The following is a 13,358-nucleotide window of genomic DNA, read 5'->3' on the forward strand; positions in this document are numbered from 1 at the left end:
GGGCTCCGCGCGCGCCGTGTAATGAAGCCGAGCGGCAACCGGTCGTCCCCGCACCAGAGAGAGACCGATGCACGAGATGTCCATCGCGCTCGCGGTTGTGGACCAGGTCGCGAGCGCGGAACGGCCCGCCGGCGCGACCGCGGTCACCCGCGTCCGGCTACAGGTCGGCGAACTGGCCGGAGTGGTACCCGACGCCCTGGCCTTCTCCTTCGAACTCGCCTGTGCGGGAACGCTGTTGGAGGGCGCGGAGCTGGTCACCGAAACGGTGTCCGCCCGCGCCCGCTGCGGTCCCTGCGCGGACAGCTGGGCGGTCGGAATGCCGCCCCATCTGGTCTGCCCGCGCTGCGGCGGAACGACGGCGGAACTGATGTCGGGCCGCGAACTGCAGATCGTCAGCGTCTGCTGGAACGACGCCCCGGTGCCCGCGTCGCCGCACCTACCACCGCACCTACCGACCCACTAGGAGCGCTGAACCATGTGCCGTGTCGTTGACCTGCAACAGGCGGTACTCGCCAAGAACGACGCCTGCGCCCACACGCTGCGCGAGAACCTGGCGGCCCGGGGCACCTCCGTGATCAACCTGCTCTCCAGCCCCGGCAGCGGCAAGACCGCCCTGCTGGAGCGCGAACTCGCCCTCGCCCACCGTCGTGGGGTACCGGTGGCGGCCCTGACCGCGGATCTGGCCACGGAGAACGACGCGGTACGGCTGGCCCGGTCCCAGGTGCCCGTCAAGCAGGTCCTCACCGACGGACTGTGCCACCTCGAAGCCGAGATGCTGGGCGGCCACCTCGACGGGTGGCTTCCGGCCGACACCCGGCTGCTCTTCATCGAGAACGTCGGCAACCTCGTCTGCCCGGCCTCCTACGACCTGGGGGAGACGCTGCGGGTCGTGCTGGCCTCCGTGACCGAGGGCGAGGACAAACCGCTGAAGTACCCCACCGCCTTCGGCCTCGCCCACCTCGTCGTGGTCACGAAGACCGACATCGCTGAAGCCGTCGACTTCGACGAGAAGGAGTTCCGCGCCAACGTCGAACAGATCAACCCCGGCGTCGAGATCGTCCTCACCTCGGCGCGTCGAGGGGAGGGGGACGGCGTCCTGCTCGACCGGGCGCTCGCGGCGCGGGACGGCGCACCGGTCCACTTCCCGGTCATGAACCGGCAGTACCACCACGTCCACGACGCCGGTCACACCCACGACGAGGGCCACTCCCACCACGAGCAGCACAGCCACGGCGAGGGGCACGCGCACGGCGAGGGCCATACCCACGCGCCGGCCGGCGGACCGGACTCTCAAGGGGCCCGCTCCCACACGACCGACACCGGCATCGTGGCGTCGAGCCGCTGATGACCACGGGGCAGGTCGGCGCGGCCCCCGCGACGGCCGCCGTACGCCGCCGGATCACGGTGCGCGGAGTCGTCCAGGGCGTCGGCTTCCGCCCGTTCGTCCACACGCTCGCCACCGAACTCGGCCTGACCGGCCACGTCACCAACACCGGCGAAGGCGTCGTTACCGAGGTCGAGGGTGCACCCGCCGCGGTCGACCGCTTCAGCGTCCGGATCCGCCGCGACGCGCCGCCCCTGGCAGTCGTGGAGGCTGTCGAAGGGGAGGACGTCCCCGCGACCGGTGGCGCCGGCTTCACCATCCTGGCCTCCCGCGCCGCGGAGACCTGCCGCACCCTCGTCTCCCCGGACGCCGCCACCTGCGACGCCTGCCTCGCCGAGCTGACGGACCCGCAGGACCGCCGCCACCGGCACCCCTTCCTCACCTGCACGCACTGCGGGCCGCGCTTCACCATCGTCACCGGACTGCCCTACGACCGGGCGCAGACCACCATGGCCGGCTTCCCGATGTGCGCGGCCTGCGCGGCGGAGTACGCGAACCCCGCCGACCGGCGCTTCCACGCCCAGCCCGTCGCCTGCCACGACTGCGGGCCCCGGCTGAGTCTGCTGATCGCGGACCCCGACGACCGCACCCGACCGCCGCGCCCCGCGTCGGCCACCGACCCCGTCGCGGAGGCACGCCGCCTGCTCGCCCGCGGAGCGATCGTGGCCGTCAAGGGCCTCGGCGGCTACCACTTGGTCTGCGACGCCTCCGACGACGAGGCGGTCACGCTGCTGCGGCGCCGCAAGGCCCGCGGAGACAAGCCCTTCGCCCTGATGGCCCGAGGTCTCACCGACATCGCGCACCTGGTGCGCGTCGGACCCGAGGAGCGCGCCCTGCTCACCGGCGGCAGCCGCCCCATCGTCCTGCTGCGCCGCACCAGGGGCACCGAGACCGCCGGGACGCCGGGACTGTCCGATGCCGTGGCCCCCGGCAGTCCGGACCTGGGCGTCATGCTCCCCTACACCCCTCTGCACCACTTGCTGCTCGGCTTCGCGGGCGACCCGCCGGGGCCCCGGCTGCTCGTGATGACCAGTGGAAACGTCGCCGGTGAACCGATCGTCACCGACGACGAGGACGCCGTGCGGCGGCTGGCGCAGCTGGCGGACGCCTGGCTCACCCACGACCGCCCGATCCAGGTCCCGTGCGACGACTCGGTGCTCCGCGTGTGCGACGGGGAAGCGCTGTTCGTGCGCCGTTCCCGCGGCTATGCGCCGTTCCCGGTCACGCTCCCGCTGCCGGTACGGCCCGCGCTGGCCGTCGGGGGCGACCTCAAGAACGCGCTGTGCCTGGCCGAAGGGCGGCGCGCGTGGCTGTCCGCGCACATCGGCGACATGGACGACCTGGAGACACAACTCGCGTTCGCGCGGGCCGAGGCGCATCTGGAGACGGTCACCGGCGTACGTCCGCAGCTGCTGGCCGCCGACAAGCACCCCGGTTACCGCTCCGGCCAATGGGCCCAACGGCACACCGGGGAAAGGCCGTTGGTGAGGGTCCAGCACCACCACGCACACATCGCCGCCGCCATGGCCGAGCACGGCCTCGACGGCAGCCGTCCGGTGATCGGTGTGGCGTTCGACGGCACCGGTTACGGCGACGACGGAGCGGTCTGGGGCGGCGAGATCCTGTTCGCCGACTACGACGGCTACCGCCGCTTCGGGCAGCTCGCGTACGTGCCGCTGCCCGGCGGCGACGCCACCGTCCGGCGCCCGTACCGCATGGCGCTCGCCCATCTGCGTGCCGCGGGCATCGCCTGGGACGAGGACCTGCCCCCGGTGGCGGCCTGTCCGCCCGACGAGCGGCGGCTCCTGGCGCGACAGCTCGAACGCGACCTCAACTGCGTCCCGACCTCCAGCATGGGCCGGCTCTTCGACGCCGTCTCCTCCCTCGCCGGGGTGTGCCACCACGCCGGCTACGAGGCGCAGGCCGCCGTCGAACTGGAGGCCGCGGCACTGGCCGCCGAGCACGAACCGGGCCCGGGGTACGCCTTCGCGCTCCGGACCGCGCCGCCCGGGGAGCCGGGCGCCGAGACGATCGCCGACCCGGCGCCGGTGTTCGCCTCCGTTGTCGAGGACCTGCGCGCACACGTCGCCCCCGCGCTGATCGCGGCCCGCTTCCACACCGCGGTGGCCGAACTCGTCAGCCGCTGCTGCGTCCTGGCCCGCGAGCGGGCCGGGGTGCAGACGGTCGCCCTGACAGGCGGCGTCTTCGCCAACACCCTGCTTGCGGAGGACGCCGCCCGCCTTCTGCGGCAGGACGGCTTCACCGTCCTGCGGCACCGACGGGTCCCGCCCAACGACGGGGGACTGGCCCTCGGCCAGATCGCGGTCGCCGCGCGCACCGCGCACGCGTACGGCGGCGCGTCCGCCCCCTGAGGCGGCGCACCGAGGCGAGCTCACGGAACGTATCCACGACGAGGAGAACCCCCCATGTGTCTGGCGGTACCCGGAAAAGTTCTGGACATCGAGGAGCGGGACGGCACCCGCATGGCCACCGTCGACTTCGGCGGGGTGGTCAAAGAGGTGTGCCTGGAGTACGTCCCCGACCTCGCGGTGGGCGAGTACGCGATCGTCCATGTGGGCTTCGCGCTACAGCGACTCGACGAGGAGTCGGCCCGGCAGACCCTCGCGCTGTTCGAGGAAATGGGCTTGCTGCAGGAGGAGTTCGGCGACCCCTGGGAGGCGGCCGCCGAGGCGGTCGGCATGCCGGCGGCCGCCGTGGGTGACGGAGCGCAGGAGGCGCGGCAGTGAAGTACATCGACGAATTCCAGGACCCCGAGCTGGCCCGGCGCCTGCTCGACGACATCCGCGCCACGGTGACGCGGCCCTGGGCCCTGATGGAGGTCTGCGGCGGGCAGACACACACCATCATCCGGCACGGCATCGACCAACTGCTCCCGGACGAGGTGGAGTTGATTCACGGTCCGGGGTGCCCGGTCTGTGTGACGCCGTTGGAGGTCATCGACAAGGCCCTGGAGATCGCCTCCCGGCCCGACGTGATCTTCTGTTCGTTCGGCGACATGCTGCGCGTCCCGGGCACCGACCGCGACCTGTTCCGGGTCCGCAGCGAGGGAGGCGACGTACGGGTCGTCTACTCGCCCCTCGACGCGCTGAAGATCGCCCAGCAGAACCCCCGCCGGGAGGTGGTGTTCTTCGGTATCGGCTTCGAGACGACCGCCCCGCCCAACGCCATGACGGTGTATCAGGCACGCAAGCTCGGCATCCCCAACTTCAGCCTGCTGGTCTCGCACGTCCGGGTACCGCCGGCGATCGAGGCGATCATGACCTCGCCGAGCTGCCGGGTCCAGGCATTCCTGGCCGCCGGACACGTGTGCAGCGTGATGGGCATGGGGGAGTACCCGGAGCTGGCCGAGCGGTTCGAGGTGCCGATCGTGGTGACCGGCTTCGAGCCGCTGGACATCCTCGAAGGCATCCGCCGCACCGTCCACCAGCTGGAGCGCGGTGAGCACACCGTGGAGAACGCCTACCCGCGGGCGGTGCGCGCGGAGGGCAACCCGGCGGCCCAGGCGATGCTGGAGGACGTCTTCGAAGTCACCGACCGCGCCTGGCGCGGCATCGGCGTCATCCCCAGAAGCGGCTGGCGACTGTCCTCCCGCTACCGCGACTACGACGCCGAACACCGCTTCTCCGTGGGCGACATCACGACCCGTGAGCCCGCGGAGTGCCGCAGCGGCGAAGTCCTGCAGGGACTGCTCAAGCCCCACGAATGCGAGGCGTTCGGCACGACCTGCACCCCGCGCACCCCGCTCGGCGCCACCATGGTCTCCAGCGAGGGAGCCTGCGCCGCCTATTACCTCTACCGCCGTCTCGGCGTCACGCCCACTCCGATGGAGGCGAGCCCCGTTGCCTGACACCACCCTCCCGTCCTCAGGTACCAAGGACGCCGTGCCGGCCGCCCGCGACCTGCCCACCGTGGACATCACCGGCTGGACGTGCCCGGCCCCGCTGCGCGACCAGCCGCGGGTCGTGATGGGGCACGGTGGCGGCGGCGCGCTGTCCGCGGAACTGGTCCAGCAGATCTTCGTCCCCGCCTTCGGCGGTGAGGTGCTCGGCCAGCTGAGCGACTCCGCGACGGTCTCCCTGGGCGGCGTACGCCTCGCCTTCTCCACCGACTCCTATGTCGTACGGCCGCTCTTCTTCCCCGGCGGCAGTATCGGCGACCTCGCCGTCAACGGCACCGTCAACGACCTCGCCATGAGCGGCGCGCGAGCTGCCTACCTCTCCTGCGGCTACATCCTGGAGGAGGGCGTCGAGATGCCGGTGGTGGCCGCCGTCGCGGACGCCATGGGAGCGGCGGCGCGGGCCGCCGGTGTCGAGGTGGCGACCGGCGACACCAAGGTCGTCGAGGCCGGCCACGGCGACGGCGTCTACATCAACACCGCGGGCATCGGACTGATCCCGGCCGGGGTGGACCTGCGCCCGCAGCGTGTCGTCCCCGGCGATGTGGTCATCGTCAGCGGCCCCATCGGCCTGCACGGCGTGGCGATCATGAGCGTCCGCGAGGGCCTGGAGTTCGGCGTCGAGATCGAGAGTGACTGCGCGGCACTCGGCGGCCTCGTCGAGACGATGCTCGCCGTCACCCCGGACCTGCATGTGCTGCGCGACCCCACCCGCGGCGGCCTGGCCGCCGCCCTCAACGAGATCGCGAGCGCCTCCGGCACCGGCGTCGTCCTCCAGGAGCGGGACATCCCCGTCCCGCCCACCGTGGCCAACGCCTGCGCGATCCTCGGCCTCGACCCGATGTACGTCGCCAACGAGGGCAAACTCGTGGCCTTCGTACCCCGTGAGCACGCCGACGCGGTGCTCGACGCGATGCGCTCCCATCCGCTCGGCGCCGAGGCCGCGGTGATCGGTGAGACCGTCGAGGCACACCCCGGGATGGTGGTGGCCCGGACTCCCCTCGGCGGGACCCGGGTGGTCGATCTGCCGCTGGGCGAACAGCTGCCGCGGATCTGCTGAGGCAGCGGATCGCACGCACAGCCGCCCGGGACGCCGGGCCCGCCACCGAGGTGGCCGTGGCCCGGGTGTCCCGGGCGGTGCTTCGCGACAGGTGCGGGCCCGAACGGGATGGGCCCGGGCGTCACCCCGCGGGCGGCTTCGCTCAGGTCACTCCGTGGCCCTCGCTCGCGGCCAGCACGAAGGGATGGCCGGCCGGGTCCGCGTAGCGGCGGACGTCGAACGGGCCGCCGTTGTCCTTGGTCTCCAGCGGACGGGCGCCGAGGCCGATCGCCTCGCGCTCCGCGGCGTCCATGTCGTCCTCGGGCACGAGAAAGTGCAGATGTGCCTGCTGGGAGTCGTCCGGACGCGGCCAGCTGGCCGGTGCCGCCCCGTGGTCCCGGCGGATCGCGATGCGGATGCCCTGGGGCTCGACGATCTCGATGTAGTCGGGGCCGGCTCCGGTCCGGGGCTCGCCACCGAGGAAACGTGCGTAGAAGTCCGCCAGCTTCTCCGGTTCGGTGCAATCGAGCACCAGGACACTGGTCTTGGCCACGGCCATTGTGCCTCCCTCCCCACTGCGGCGGGCCCGCGCCCACCGGCTGCTGACAACGGTTACCCCGGATCGGCCCGGGCACTCCGGGGCGCGGGCCCGCCATGGTGTGGCGGACGGTGCGCTGCCGCGGAGCGCTCAGGAGTGCGGAGCGCCGTAGTAGCCGGTCAGCTGCTCGTGGTAATCCTTGTCGCCGATGTGCTTTTCCTTGTCGAACTCCGGTGCGTGCTTGATGTCGTCCTTGGTGCGGGAGAGGTAGATCGTGGTCTCGTCGAGGTCGATGGACGAGATCGTCCCGGCCGGCAGCAGGACATGCTTGCCGAAGATCCACACCCCGGTGTCGACGACGAGAGAGGCGGCGCCGACCTCCACGGAGTGCTTGTCGACCTTTCCGATGGTGCCGTCGATCGCCTCGACCTTGAAACCCGTCAGGTCGGTGCCTGCGGCGTAACCAGCGGCGTCGTGGAAACCCCAGATGTTGTCCGTCACGAGAGACCCCTTCCTTGCGGTGCGTGGGCGAGTGAGGGTGATGTCGACCCGGCACGGTGTGCGGTGCACGTATCTGTCGCGCGGTGCAGGGCGCGGTAATTCACTGATCAATGCATTCGCGTTCGGTTTTCTGATGCCCGGTGGATCTCCCGATACGCCTCCCGCCGGGAAAACCCGGGCAGAATCCCGTGAAGGGGAGTGCGGGCGACCCGAAAATGCGCCGGGGCCCCACCGCATTCGTGCGGCGGGGCCCCCGGGCGGGCGATATGGATGCGTCTACCAGCGGTACCAACGGCCGCGCGTGCCGCCCGCACCGGTCGAGCGCATGAGGAAGCCGAGCAGCCAGAACGCCAGCACCACTACGGCGACGATCCACAGAGCCTTCAGTGCGAATCCGGCACCGAAGAGCAGCAGGGCGAGAAGCAGGACAAGGAGCAGGGGAACCATTGCGGTCAACCTCCGGATCGGGGTCTCTCCCGCCACGGGTCGGGCGTGCGCCGATGTGACGGGAAGCGGTGAGTGAGGTTCTTGGGAGTGATCATTCGCTCAGGGGGGCCGCTCAGATGCGGCCGTGGGTCAGCCGTGTCACCGGTCCGAGCTGCGGCTTCGCCGTGGCGCGGCCCGCCGCGAACGCGGCTCCGACCACACCGATCAGTCCGGCGCCGGCTCCGGCCGCGACGGCCTTGCGCTTCGTGACGACCGTCCAGGCGGCGCCTGCCGTGGCGGCGACCTTCCCGGTGGCGGCCGCGGCTGCCTGCCGGCCGGTTTCGATTCCGGCCGCGGCGGCCCGCCCGGCTTGTCCGGTCGCCGTCCTGGCCGATCGTGCGCCGGACTCCGCGGCTTCCTCGGCGACATGTGCCGACGATTTGGCCTTCGCGGCGGCGCGGGCCGAATCCCGCTGCGGCTTACCGGTGGGCGCTTCAGAATTCTTCCGCTGCTGAGTCATACCATTCGCCTTTCCGCTCGAATCCGTTGTAAACACGGGGAGTTCGGCCACCGTCATTCGACATCATTCGGCGTCATTAGGGGGGAGCAATGAACCCAGCGGGCCGAGGTCCAAGTTGAGATCGCTCATGGTGAGTCCGTAGCGGTCGCACAGTTCGGCCATGCGGTCCTGAAGAATCATGAGGGTCATCCCGACCCGCTCCTCCTGGTCCTCGCTCAGGTCGCCCTGGTCGACGCGGTGCAATGCGGTGCGCTCCATGAGTTGGCGCAGTAGCTCGACGATCGTCAGCACCAATTTGATGAGGTCCCGCTCCACGGTCTCCGGATCGGTCTTCAGCCGCTGGGCGATATCGCCGCCCGACCGGGGCTCGGCCGGCCCGGCAGGCACCAGGTCGAAGGCCCGTGCCGCTGCTCGGGCCACCTCGGCGAAGGCGGGTTCTGCTGGTTCTTCCCTCATGGACATTCCTCACCGGTGCGGTCAAACATGCTGCTGAGTGGGGGAGTTGGGCCGGAATTCACCACGGTGCCGGGTCGTCGGGCGTGATCGAGTGGATGACCGCGCGCAGATTGATCCGGACCAGATCGACATCGGCGACGGAGAGGACAAGGTCTCCGGTGAGCACCGCGCCGCCGTTCAGGAGGCGGTCCAGCAGGTCGATGAGGGCCACCTGCCGCCCGGCGAGGGATTCCTCCTCGGTCAGGTCGGCGACGCCGGCGAAGCCGCCCACCGGCACGCCGCCGCCCGTCATGAGCGCTCGCCCACGGCGGGCGGCGTGGCGAAGGAGTACGGCGCCCACGGGCCGGTGACCTCGATGCGTACCCCAGGGGCGTCATCGGCCAGCCCCGCCACCGCCTGCCGGAACTCCGGCAGACTGCCGGCGGGCACCAGGTAAGCCTCGTTGGCGATGTTCTCGCCCGCGCCGGAAGCCAGTTCTCCTTGCTGCGGCCGGTGCGCGACCCTGGCCCGCCCGAGGCCCGCCACGGCCTCCGGTATCCGGGCGGCCACCGTCCCCGCCGCGCGGTAGGCGTCGCGATGGGTGCGTCGCTGCGCCCGGCGTTGCTGGAGATAGGCCCGGCCGGGGCTCGCCGGGGGCGAGGTGGCTTCGGCGGGCGCCGCGCACGGCTCGGCTGCCGCCGCCCGCGGATCCGCGTAGACCTTCACCCCCAACTCGACATGGCCTTCGAGCCAGGAGAGCAGCTCGCCGAAGTCCGCGGCCCGCTCGTGGAGCATCGACAGCACGCGGGCGTCGTCCAGATACACCGTGGCCAGCCGCATGGGGAGCACGGTCGTGCTCGCGTACGCGGCCTCGACCATCGCGTGGTGGGTGCGCGCGATCGCCTCCAGCTCCGCGAGGTTCTCCATGCGTGCCGTCATGCCCTCGGCGCTGTAACTGTCGGCCGGAACGGACGACACGAGAGCCGCGAGCCCGGCGGCGGCGACCGTGCGCAGGGCACCGCCCTCCAGCCCCACCAGCCGGGACGCCGCGGCGTCGAGGTCGGTGCCGGCGCGGCTGATGGCGTAGACGTAGGAGCTGCGGGTCCCGTGGCGGGGCTGATCGAACGGCTCCTGCAGCGGCGTGGCGCCTGCTTCGACGGTGTGTGCGTCGGTGCTCACTGCTTCTCCTCGCGGTTCGCCTCTGTGTCCGCCCGGCCCGGGGCCGGCTGAGCCTGGTCGGCGGCCTGCGCGGTCCGGCCGGATCCCGGCGGCAGGCCGACCGCCTCGCGCAGCTCGGCGAGTTCGGCACGCAGCTGCGCGTTCTCATCGGCCAGCGCGTCACCGCCGGCGGCCGCAGGGGCCCGCGCGCCGGAGACCTGTTGCGGAGCGTGGGCCCGGGAGGAGAGCGACGGATCGTGCTCCCACCAGTCGATGCCCATCTCCTTGGCCTTGTCCACGGAGGCGACGAGCAGACGGAGTTTGATCGTCAGCAGCTCGATATCGAGCAGGTTGATCTGGATGTCACCCGCGATGACCACGCCCTTGTCGAGGACGCGCTCCAGGATGTCGGCCAGGTTGGCGGAGGATCCTTGCCGGCCGTACGGGGACGCCCCGGAGGGCGGTCCCATACGGCCGGCCAGTGAGTCGGACACGTGATCAGCCCTCTCTGTGCGGTCGGGACGGGGTCAGCTGCGGGCCGCGACGGCCCGGCGCCGGGAGGCCGGCGGCTCGTCCTCTTCCGCGCCCTCGTCGTAGCCGTCGTCGTGGCCGTCGCTGTCTCCGGCATCCGGCTCGTCCGCGAACTCGGGGTCGTCCTCCGTGTCGTCCTCGGCAGGCTCGTCCTCGGCCTCGGCGTCGGTGTCCTCTTCGTCGTCCTCTTCGTCGAGGTCGTCCTCCGGACCGAGGTCGTCGTCCAGTTCGTCGTCCACGCCATCGCCATCGCCATCGCCATCGCCATCGGCGTCCTCGGCGTCGTCACGGTCCTCCGGAGGCTCGTGCTCGCCGTCCTCGGCGCGTTCCTCTTCCTCGCGGCGTTCCTCGTCCTCGACGGCGTCCGCATGGTCGACGACGACTTCGCCGTCCTGGATCTCGCCCCGCCACCCATCGGTGGCCTCGCCGCGCAGCATGAGGAACTTGCGGTACAGCTTGAGGTCCAGCCGGGCCCGGCGGCCCTGGGCGCGCCAGATGTTGCCCGTCTTCTCGAACAGCCCCTTGGGGAAGTATTCGAGAACCAGCAGCACCCGCGTCAGGTTGTCCGCGAGGCGGTGGAAGGTCACCACGCCCTTGACCGTGCCCTTGGCGCCTTCGGTGGTCCAGGTGATGCGCTCGTCGGGCACCTGCTCGGTGACGTTCGCCCGCCAGCTGCGGGTGGACTTGGCGACCTTCACCTTCCAGTTGCTGCTGGTGTCGTCGGTCTTCTCGACACTGACGACACCCTTGGCGAAGGTGCTGAACTCCTGGAACTGCGTCCACTGGTCGTACGCCTCGCGCACCGGAACGCCCACATCGATGTCCTCGGTGATGGTGACGCTCTTGGACTTGCCGCCACCGCCCTTGCGGCCCTTGCCGAACAGGCCCTTGACCTTGTCCTTGACGGTGTCCTTGAGCTGCGAGGTGCCCGCGGTCAGCGCGGCCTGCGCGGGAGACTTGCCCTCACTGAGAGCCTTGCCGCCCTTTGCGAGGCTGCTCGCCAGTCCGCTCGGCCCCTGACCGGGTTCGGCGAGCTTGGTGACGCTCTCGCCCAGCTTCTGGCCGAGGTGGGTGACGGTGTGCTGAGCGCGCGCCTGGAGATAGTTCCGCAGTTCATCCTTGAGCTGTTCGGCGGCCGGGCTCTGCGCCACCTCGTTCTTCACCTTGCTCAGCGTGGAGTCAGTCATTGCGGCCTCCCCGCTCAGCCGTGCGGCGCGCCGCCGAGGCGGTCTTGCGCGCCCCGGAGGTGGTCTTGCGGGCGGTACCGGACGCGGTCTTGCGCGAGCCTGCGGAAGCACTCTTGCGGGCGGCGCCGGCAGTGCCCGATCCGGCCGCTCGCGCCCCGGAGGACGCCTTGCCCGCGCTCGACTTGGCTGTCCTGGCCGGTGTCTTGCGGCGCCTGGTCTCGGCTCCGGAGTCGTCCCGGCTGCCCCGGCTGTCCCGGCTGCCCTGGCTGTCCCGGGAGTTCTGGTCATCCCGGTCGTCACGCGGTGCTGCGTCCGTGTCGGCGTCCGCGTCCGCGTCCGGGGTCGCGTCCGGGTCCACGTCCTGGTCCGTTTCGTCCCCAGGCTCGTCGTCGCGGTCCCGGGAACCGTCCGCCTCGCCGAGGCCGAGCGTCCGCTCGTGCAGCGAGTCGGCGAGATGCGACATGCGCTGCGTCAGGGCGGAGGTGGCCGCGGACTTCGTGGCGTCGACGAGTTCCGCGCGCACCTGGTCGTTGAGGGGGCCGAGAACCGGCGAGTTGGCCACCAGTTTGCCCAACTCCCGCGGGTTCAGGCTGAGTTTCCTGCCGGCCAGGAACATCCCCAGGCCGATGGCCATTTTGGCCTTCTTCGTGCGTCCCAGAAGGTAGCCACCGACGACGGCGGCACCTATCTTGGCGTTGCTGATCATCTCTCGTACACCTCGTTCTCCTCGGTCAGGATTGGGCACGTAGCCGCTGCTGGTTGGCCTCCAGCCACTCCAGGCGGTCCAGCAGTTCGTCCTCGCGACGGTCGAACTCCTCGTCCCCGATACGGCCGGACAGCAACTGCTGCTCCAGGTCGGCCAGTTGGGCCCGCACCGGTTCGGGGTCGTAGTACTCCCGTTCCGCGGTGAGCAGTACCTGGTCGAGAACCCAGACCGTGCCCCGTACGGGGGCCAGTGGCAGGGTGAGGATCTGCGTGATGAGGCCCATGGGTCCTCCGCTCGCGAGTCAGACGAAGCTGTACGGCGGCAGCGGTCCGTGCAGGTTGAGCGTGTACGTGTCGCCCAGTCGCTCGGCCTCCGCGTGCACGGCCTCGGAGAAGGCGGCGGCCTCCGCGCGCCGGACGAGGAACGACACGTTCAGGAAGTGGCTCTTCGTCGGCTCGGCGACCGCGGTGCGCACCGCGCCCTTCGTGAGGCGCGCCGCGATGTCCTTGCCCACGCGGTCCTGCCGGGCCTGGACCTCTTGGGAGACCAGTTCGCCGAGCGCCATCTTGTCGTCGTGCGCCGCGGGGTTGTCCCGGGTGCGTTCGTTGAGCCGGCGTACCTCGGCGGACTCCTTCATGACCTCCCGCAGCAGGTCGTCCTCGTCCCGGGCGACCTTGAGGTTGAACTCCAGGCAGCCGTCGATCTCTTCGAGGCGCGCGGTGTAGCTGTCGCGCTGCTCCTCCAGGGCGGCGGCCACCTGGTCGTCGTCCGGGCCCACCAGGCCGAATCGCATGGGCAGCGCGGCTCCGTCGGCCAGCAGCCGTTCCTGGACGGCCTGGTGCGCGACCAGATCGCGGCGCTTGGCCCGCAGGTCCGCCGGCGCGTCGCTGACCACCGCGCTCAGCTCCTTCGTCCGGATGGTGCGCAGCTGCGCGGCGGGGTCGCCGATCCCGTCGATACCGTCCAGACGCAGGGGGTGTCCGCTGTCGGTGATGGCGTAGATGTACGTCGGCATGT

At 71.2% G+C, this 13,358-nt stretch carries 18 protein-coding genes; 6 read left to right on the forward strand and 12 right to left on the reverse strand.

The annotated features are described in order from the left end of the window. Positions 1–67: 67 nt before the first annotated feature. Genes ACH4FH_RS34275 through hypE form a run of 6 tightly spaced genes read left to right on the forward strand, consistent with a single transcriptional unit; the run spans position 68 to position 6,360 of the window. Entirely contained in the window at positions 68–463 is a 396-nt protein-coding gene (locus ACH4FH_RS34275; RefSeq protein ID WP_398559856.1) for a hydrogenase maturation nickel metallochaperone HypA, read from the forward strand. Positions 464–475: 12 nt separating this feature from the next. Next, positions 476–1,345 (forward strand): hydrogenase nickel incorporation protein HypB, encoded by an 870-nt coding sequence (hypB, locus tag ACH4FH_RS34280; RefSeq protein ID WP_398559857.1) that lies wholly within the window; start codon positions 476–478, stop codon positions 1,343–1,345. Further along, complete coding sequence (hypF, locus tag ACH4FH_RS34285) at positions 1,345–3,756, forward strand: carbamoyltransferase HypF (RefSeq protein WP_398559858.1); 2,412 nt, start codon at positions 1,345–1,347, stop codon at positions 3,754–3,756. Before hypB ends, hypF begins: the two co-directional genes overlap by 1 nt. Positions 3,757–3,810: 54 nt before the next feature. Beyond that, complete coding sequence (locus tag ACH4FH_RS34290; RefSeq protein WP_393897761.1) at positions 3,811–4,131, forward strand: HypC/HybG/HupF family hydrogenase formation chaperone; 321 nt, start codon at positions 3,811–3,813, stop codon at positions 4,129–4,131. Further along, the gene (gene hypD, locus ACH4FH_RS34295; RefSeq protein ID WP_398559859.1) at positions 4,128–5,252 is read left to right on the forward strand and encodes a hydrogenase formation protein HypD; all 1,125 of its coding nucleotides are present in this window, start codon (positions 4,128–4,130) and stop codon (positions 5,250–5,252) included. The genes ACH4FH_RS34290 and hypD overlap by 4 nt, the downstream gene beginning before the upstream one ends. After that, positions 5,245–6,360, forward strand: coding sequence for a hydrogenase expression/formation protein HypE (gene hypE, locus ACH4FH_RS34300; RefSeq protein ID WP_398559860.1), 1,116 nt, complete (start codon positions 5,245–5,247; stop codon positions 6,358–6,360). The genes hypD and hypE overlap by 8 nt, the downstream gene beginning before the upstream one ends. Positions 6,361–6,502: 142 nt before the next feature. Here the strand turns inward: hypE and ACH4FH_RS34305 are convergent, their stop codons facing one another. The 12 genes from ACH4FH_RS34305 to ACH4FH_RS34360 form a co-directional block, all read right to left on the reverse strand. Further along, a complete protein-coding gene (locus tag ACH4FH_RS34305) occupies positions 6,503–6,898 on the reverse strand; it encodes a VOC family protein (protein WP_398559861.1) in 396 nt (131 codons plus the stop codon). Between the two features lie 129 nt (positions 6,899–7,027). Next, positions 7,028–7,378, reverse strand: coding sequence for a PRC-barrel domain containing protein (locus ACH4FH_RS34310; protein ID WP_398559862.1), 351 nt, complete (start codon positions 7,376–7,378; stop codon positions 7,028–7,030). Between the two features lie 276 nt (positions 7,379–7,654). After that, the gene (locus ACH4FH_RS34315) at positions 7,655–7,825 is read right to left on the reverse strand and encodes a hydrophobic protein (RefSeq protein ID WP_398559863.1); all 171 of its coding nucleotides are present in this window, start codon (positions 7,823–7,825) and stop codon (positions 7,655–7,657) included. Between the two features lie 112 nt (positions 7,826–7,937). After that, positions 7,938–8,324, reverse strand: a complete 387-nt coding sequence (locus ACH4FH_RS34320; RefSeq protein ID WP_398559864.1) for a hypothetical protein — start codon at positions 8,322–8,324, stop codon at positions 7,938–7,940. Between the two features lie 63 nt (positions 8,325–8,387). Next, complete coding sequence (locus ACH4FH_RS34325; protein ID WP_398559865.1) at positions 8,388–8,780, reverse strand: gas vesicle protein K; 393 nt, start codon at positions 8,778–8,780, stop codon at positions 8,388–8,390. A gap of 58 nt (positions 8,781–8,838) precedes the next feature. Then, complete coding sequence (locus ACH4FH_RS34330; RefSeq protein ID WP_398559866.1) at positions 8,839–9,072, reverse strand: gas vesicle protein; 234 nt, start codon at positions 9,070–9,072, stop codon at positions 8,839–8,841. After that, a complete protein-coding gene (locus ACH4FH_RS34335; RefSeq protein ID WP_398559867.1) occupies positions 9,069–9,938 on the reverse strand; it encodes a GvpL/GvpF family gas vesicle protein in 870 nt (289 codons plus the stop codon). The genes ACH4FH_RS34330 and ACH4FH_RS34335 overlap by 4 nt, the downstream gene beginning before the upstream one ends. Beyond that, a complete protein-coding gene (locus tag ACH4FH_RS34340) occupies positions 9,935–10,411 on the reverse strand; it encodes a gas vesicle protein (RefSeq protein WP_398559868.1) in 477 nt (158 codons plus the stop codon). The genes ACH4FH_RS34335 and ACH4FH_RS34340 overlap by 4 nt, the downstream gene beginning before the upstream one ends. 33 nt (positions 10,412–10,444) lie before the next feature. Further along, positions 10,445–11,635 carry an SRPBCC family protein gene (locus ACH4FH_RS34345; RefSeq protein WP_398559869.1) on the reverse strand — a complete coding sequence of 397 codons (1,191 nt, stop codon included), beginning with the start codon at positions 11,633–11,635 and terminating at the stop codon, positions 10,445–10,447. Then, complete coding sequence (locus ACH4FH_RS34350) at positions 11,628–12,341, reverse strand: ABC transporter substrate-binding protein (protein WP_398559870.1); 714 nt, start codon at positions 12,339–12,341, stop codon at positions 11,628–11,630. Before ACH4FH_RS34350 ends, ACH4FH_RS34345 begins: the two co-directional genes overlap by 8 nt. Before the next feature lie 25 nt (positions 12,342–12,366). Continuing rightward, positions 12,367–12,624 (reverse strand): gas vesicle protein GvpG, encoded by a 258-nt coding sequence (locus ACH4FH_RS34355; RefSeq protein WP_398559871.1) that lies wholly within the window; start codon positions 12,622–12,624, stop codon positions 12,367–12,369. Between the two features lie 18 nt (positions 12,625–12,642). Next, positions 12,643–13,356 (reverse strand): GvpL/GvpF family gas vesicle protein, encoded by a 714-nt coding sequence (locus ACH4FH_RS34360; protein ID WP_398559872.1) that lies wholly within the window; start codon positions 13,354–13,356, stop codon positions 12,643–12,645. Between the last annotated feature and the right edge of the window lie 2 nt (positions 13,357–13,358).

Origin of the sequence: Streptomyces sp. NPDC017993 (assembly GCF_044328065.1) — a bacterium.
In the GTDB taxonomy this organism is placed as follows: domain Bacteria; phylum Actinomycetota; class Actinomycetes; order Streptomycetales; family Streptomycetaceae; genus Streptomyces.

What these genes read in the sequence shown, in the direction of transcription:
- ACH4FH_RS34275 (WP_398559856.1), top strand. Translation starts at nt 68, where the DNA reads ATGCACGAGATGTCCATCGCGCTCGCGGTTGTGGACCAGGTCGCGAGC.
- hypB (WP_398559857.1), top strand. Translation starts at nt 476, where the DNA reads ATGTGCCGTGTCGTTGACCTGCAACAGGCGGTACTCGCCAAGAACGAC.
- hypF (WP_398559858.1), top strand. Translation starts at nt 1,345, where the DNA reads ATGACCACGGGGCAGGTCGGCGCGGCCCCCGCGACGGCCGCCGTACGC.
- ACH4FH_RS34290 (WP_393897761.1), top strand. Translation starts at nt 3,811, where the DNA reads ATGTGTCTGGCGGTACCCGGAAAAGTTCTGGACATCGAGGAGCGGGAC.
- ACH4FH_RS34305 (WP_398559861.1), bottom strand. Translation starts at nt 6,898, where the DNA reads ATGGCCGTGGCCAAGACCAGTGTCCTGGTGCTCGATTGCACCGAACCG.
- ACH4FH_RS34315 (WP_398559863.1), bottom strand. Translation starts at nt 7,825, where the DNA reads ATGGTTCCCCTGCTCCTTGTCCTGCTTCTCGCCCTGCTGCTCTTCGGT.
- ACH4FH_RS34320 (WP_398559864.1), bottom strand. Translation starts at nt 8,324, where the DNA reads ATGACTCAGCAGCGGAAGAATTCTGAAGCGCCCACCGGTAAGCCGCAG.
- ACH4FH_RS34325 (WP_398559865.1), bottom strand. Translation starts at nt 8,780, where the DNA reads ATGAGGGAAGAACCAGCAGAACCCGCCTTCGCCGAGGTGGCCCGAGCA.
- ACH4FH_RS34330 (WP_398559866.1), bottom strand. Translation starts at nt 9,072, where the DNA reads ATGACGGGCGGCGGCGTGCCGGTGGGCGGCTTCGCCGGCGTCGCCGAC.
- ACH4FH_RS34345 (WP_398559869.1), bottom strand. Translation starts at nt 11,635, where the DNA reads ATGACTGACTCCACGCTGAGCAAGGTGAAGAACGAGGTGGCGCAGAGC.
- ACH4FH_RS34350 (WP_398559870.1), bottom strand. Translation starts at nt 12,341, where the DNA reads ATGATCAGCAACGCCAAGATAGGTGCCGCCGTCGTCGGTGGCTACCTT.
- ACH4FH_RS34355 (WP_398559871.1), bottom strand. Translation starts at nt 12,624, where the DNA reads ATGGGCCTCATCACGCAGATCCTCACCCTGCCACTGGCCCCCGTACGG.
- ACH4FH_RS34360 (WP_398559872.1), bottom strand. Translation starts at nt 13,356, where the DNA reads ATGCCGACGTACATCTACGCCATCACCGACAGCGGACACCCCCTGCGT.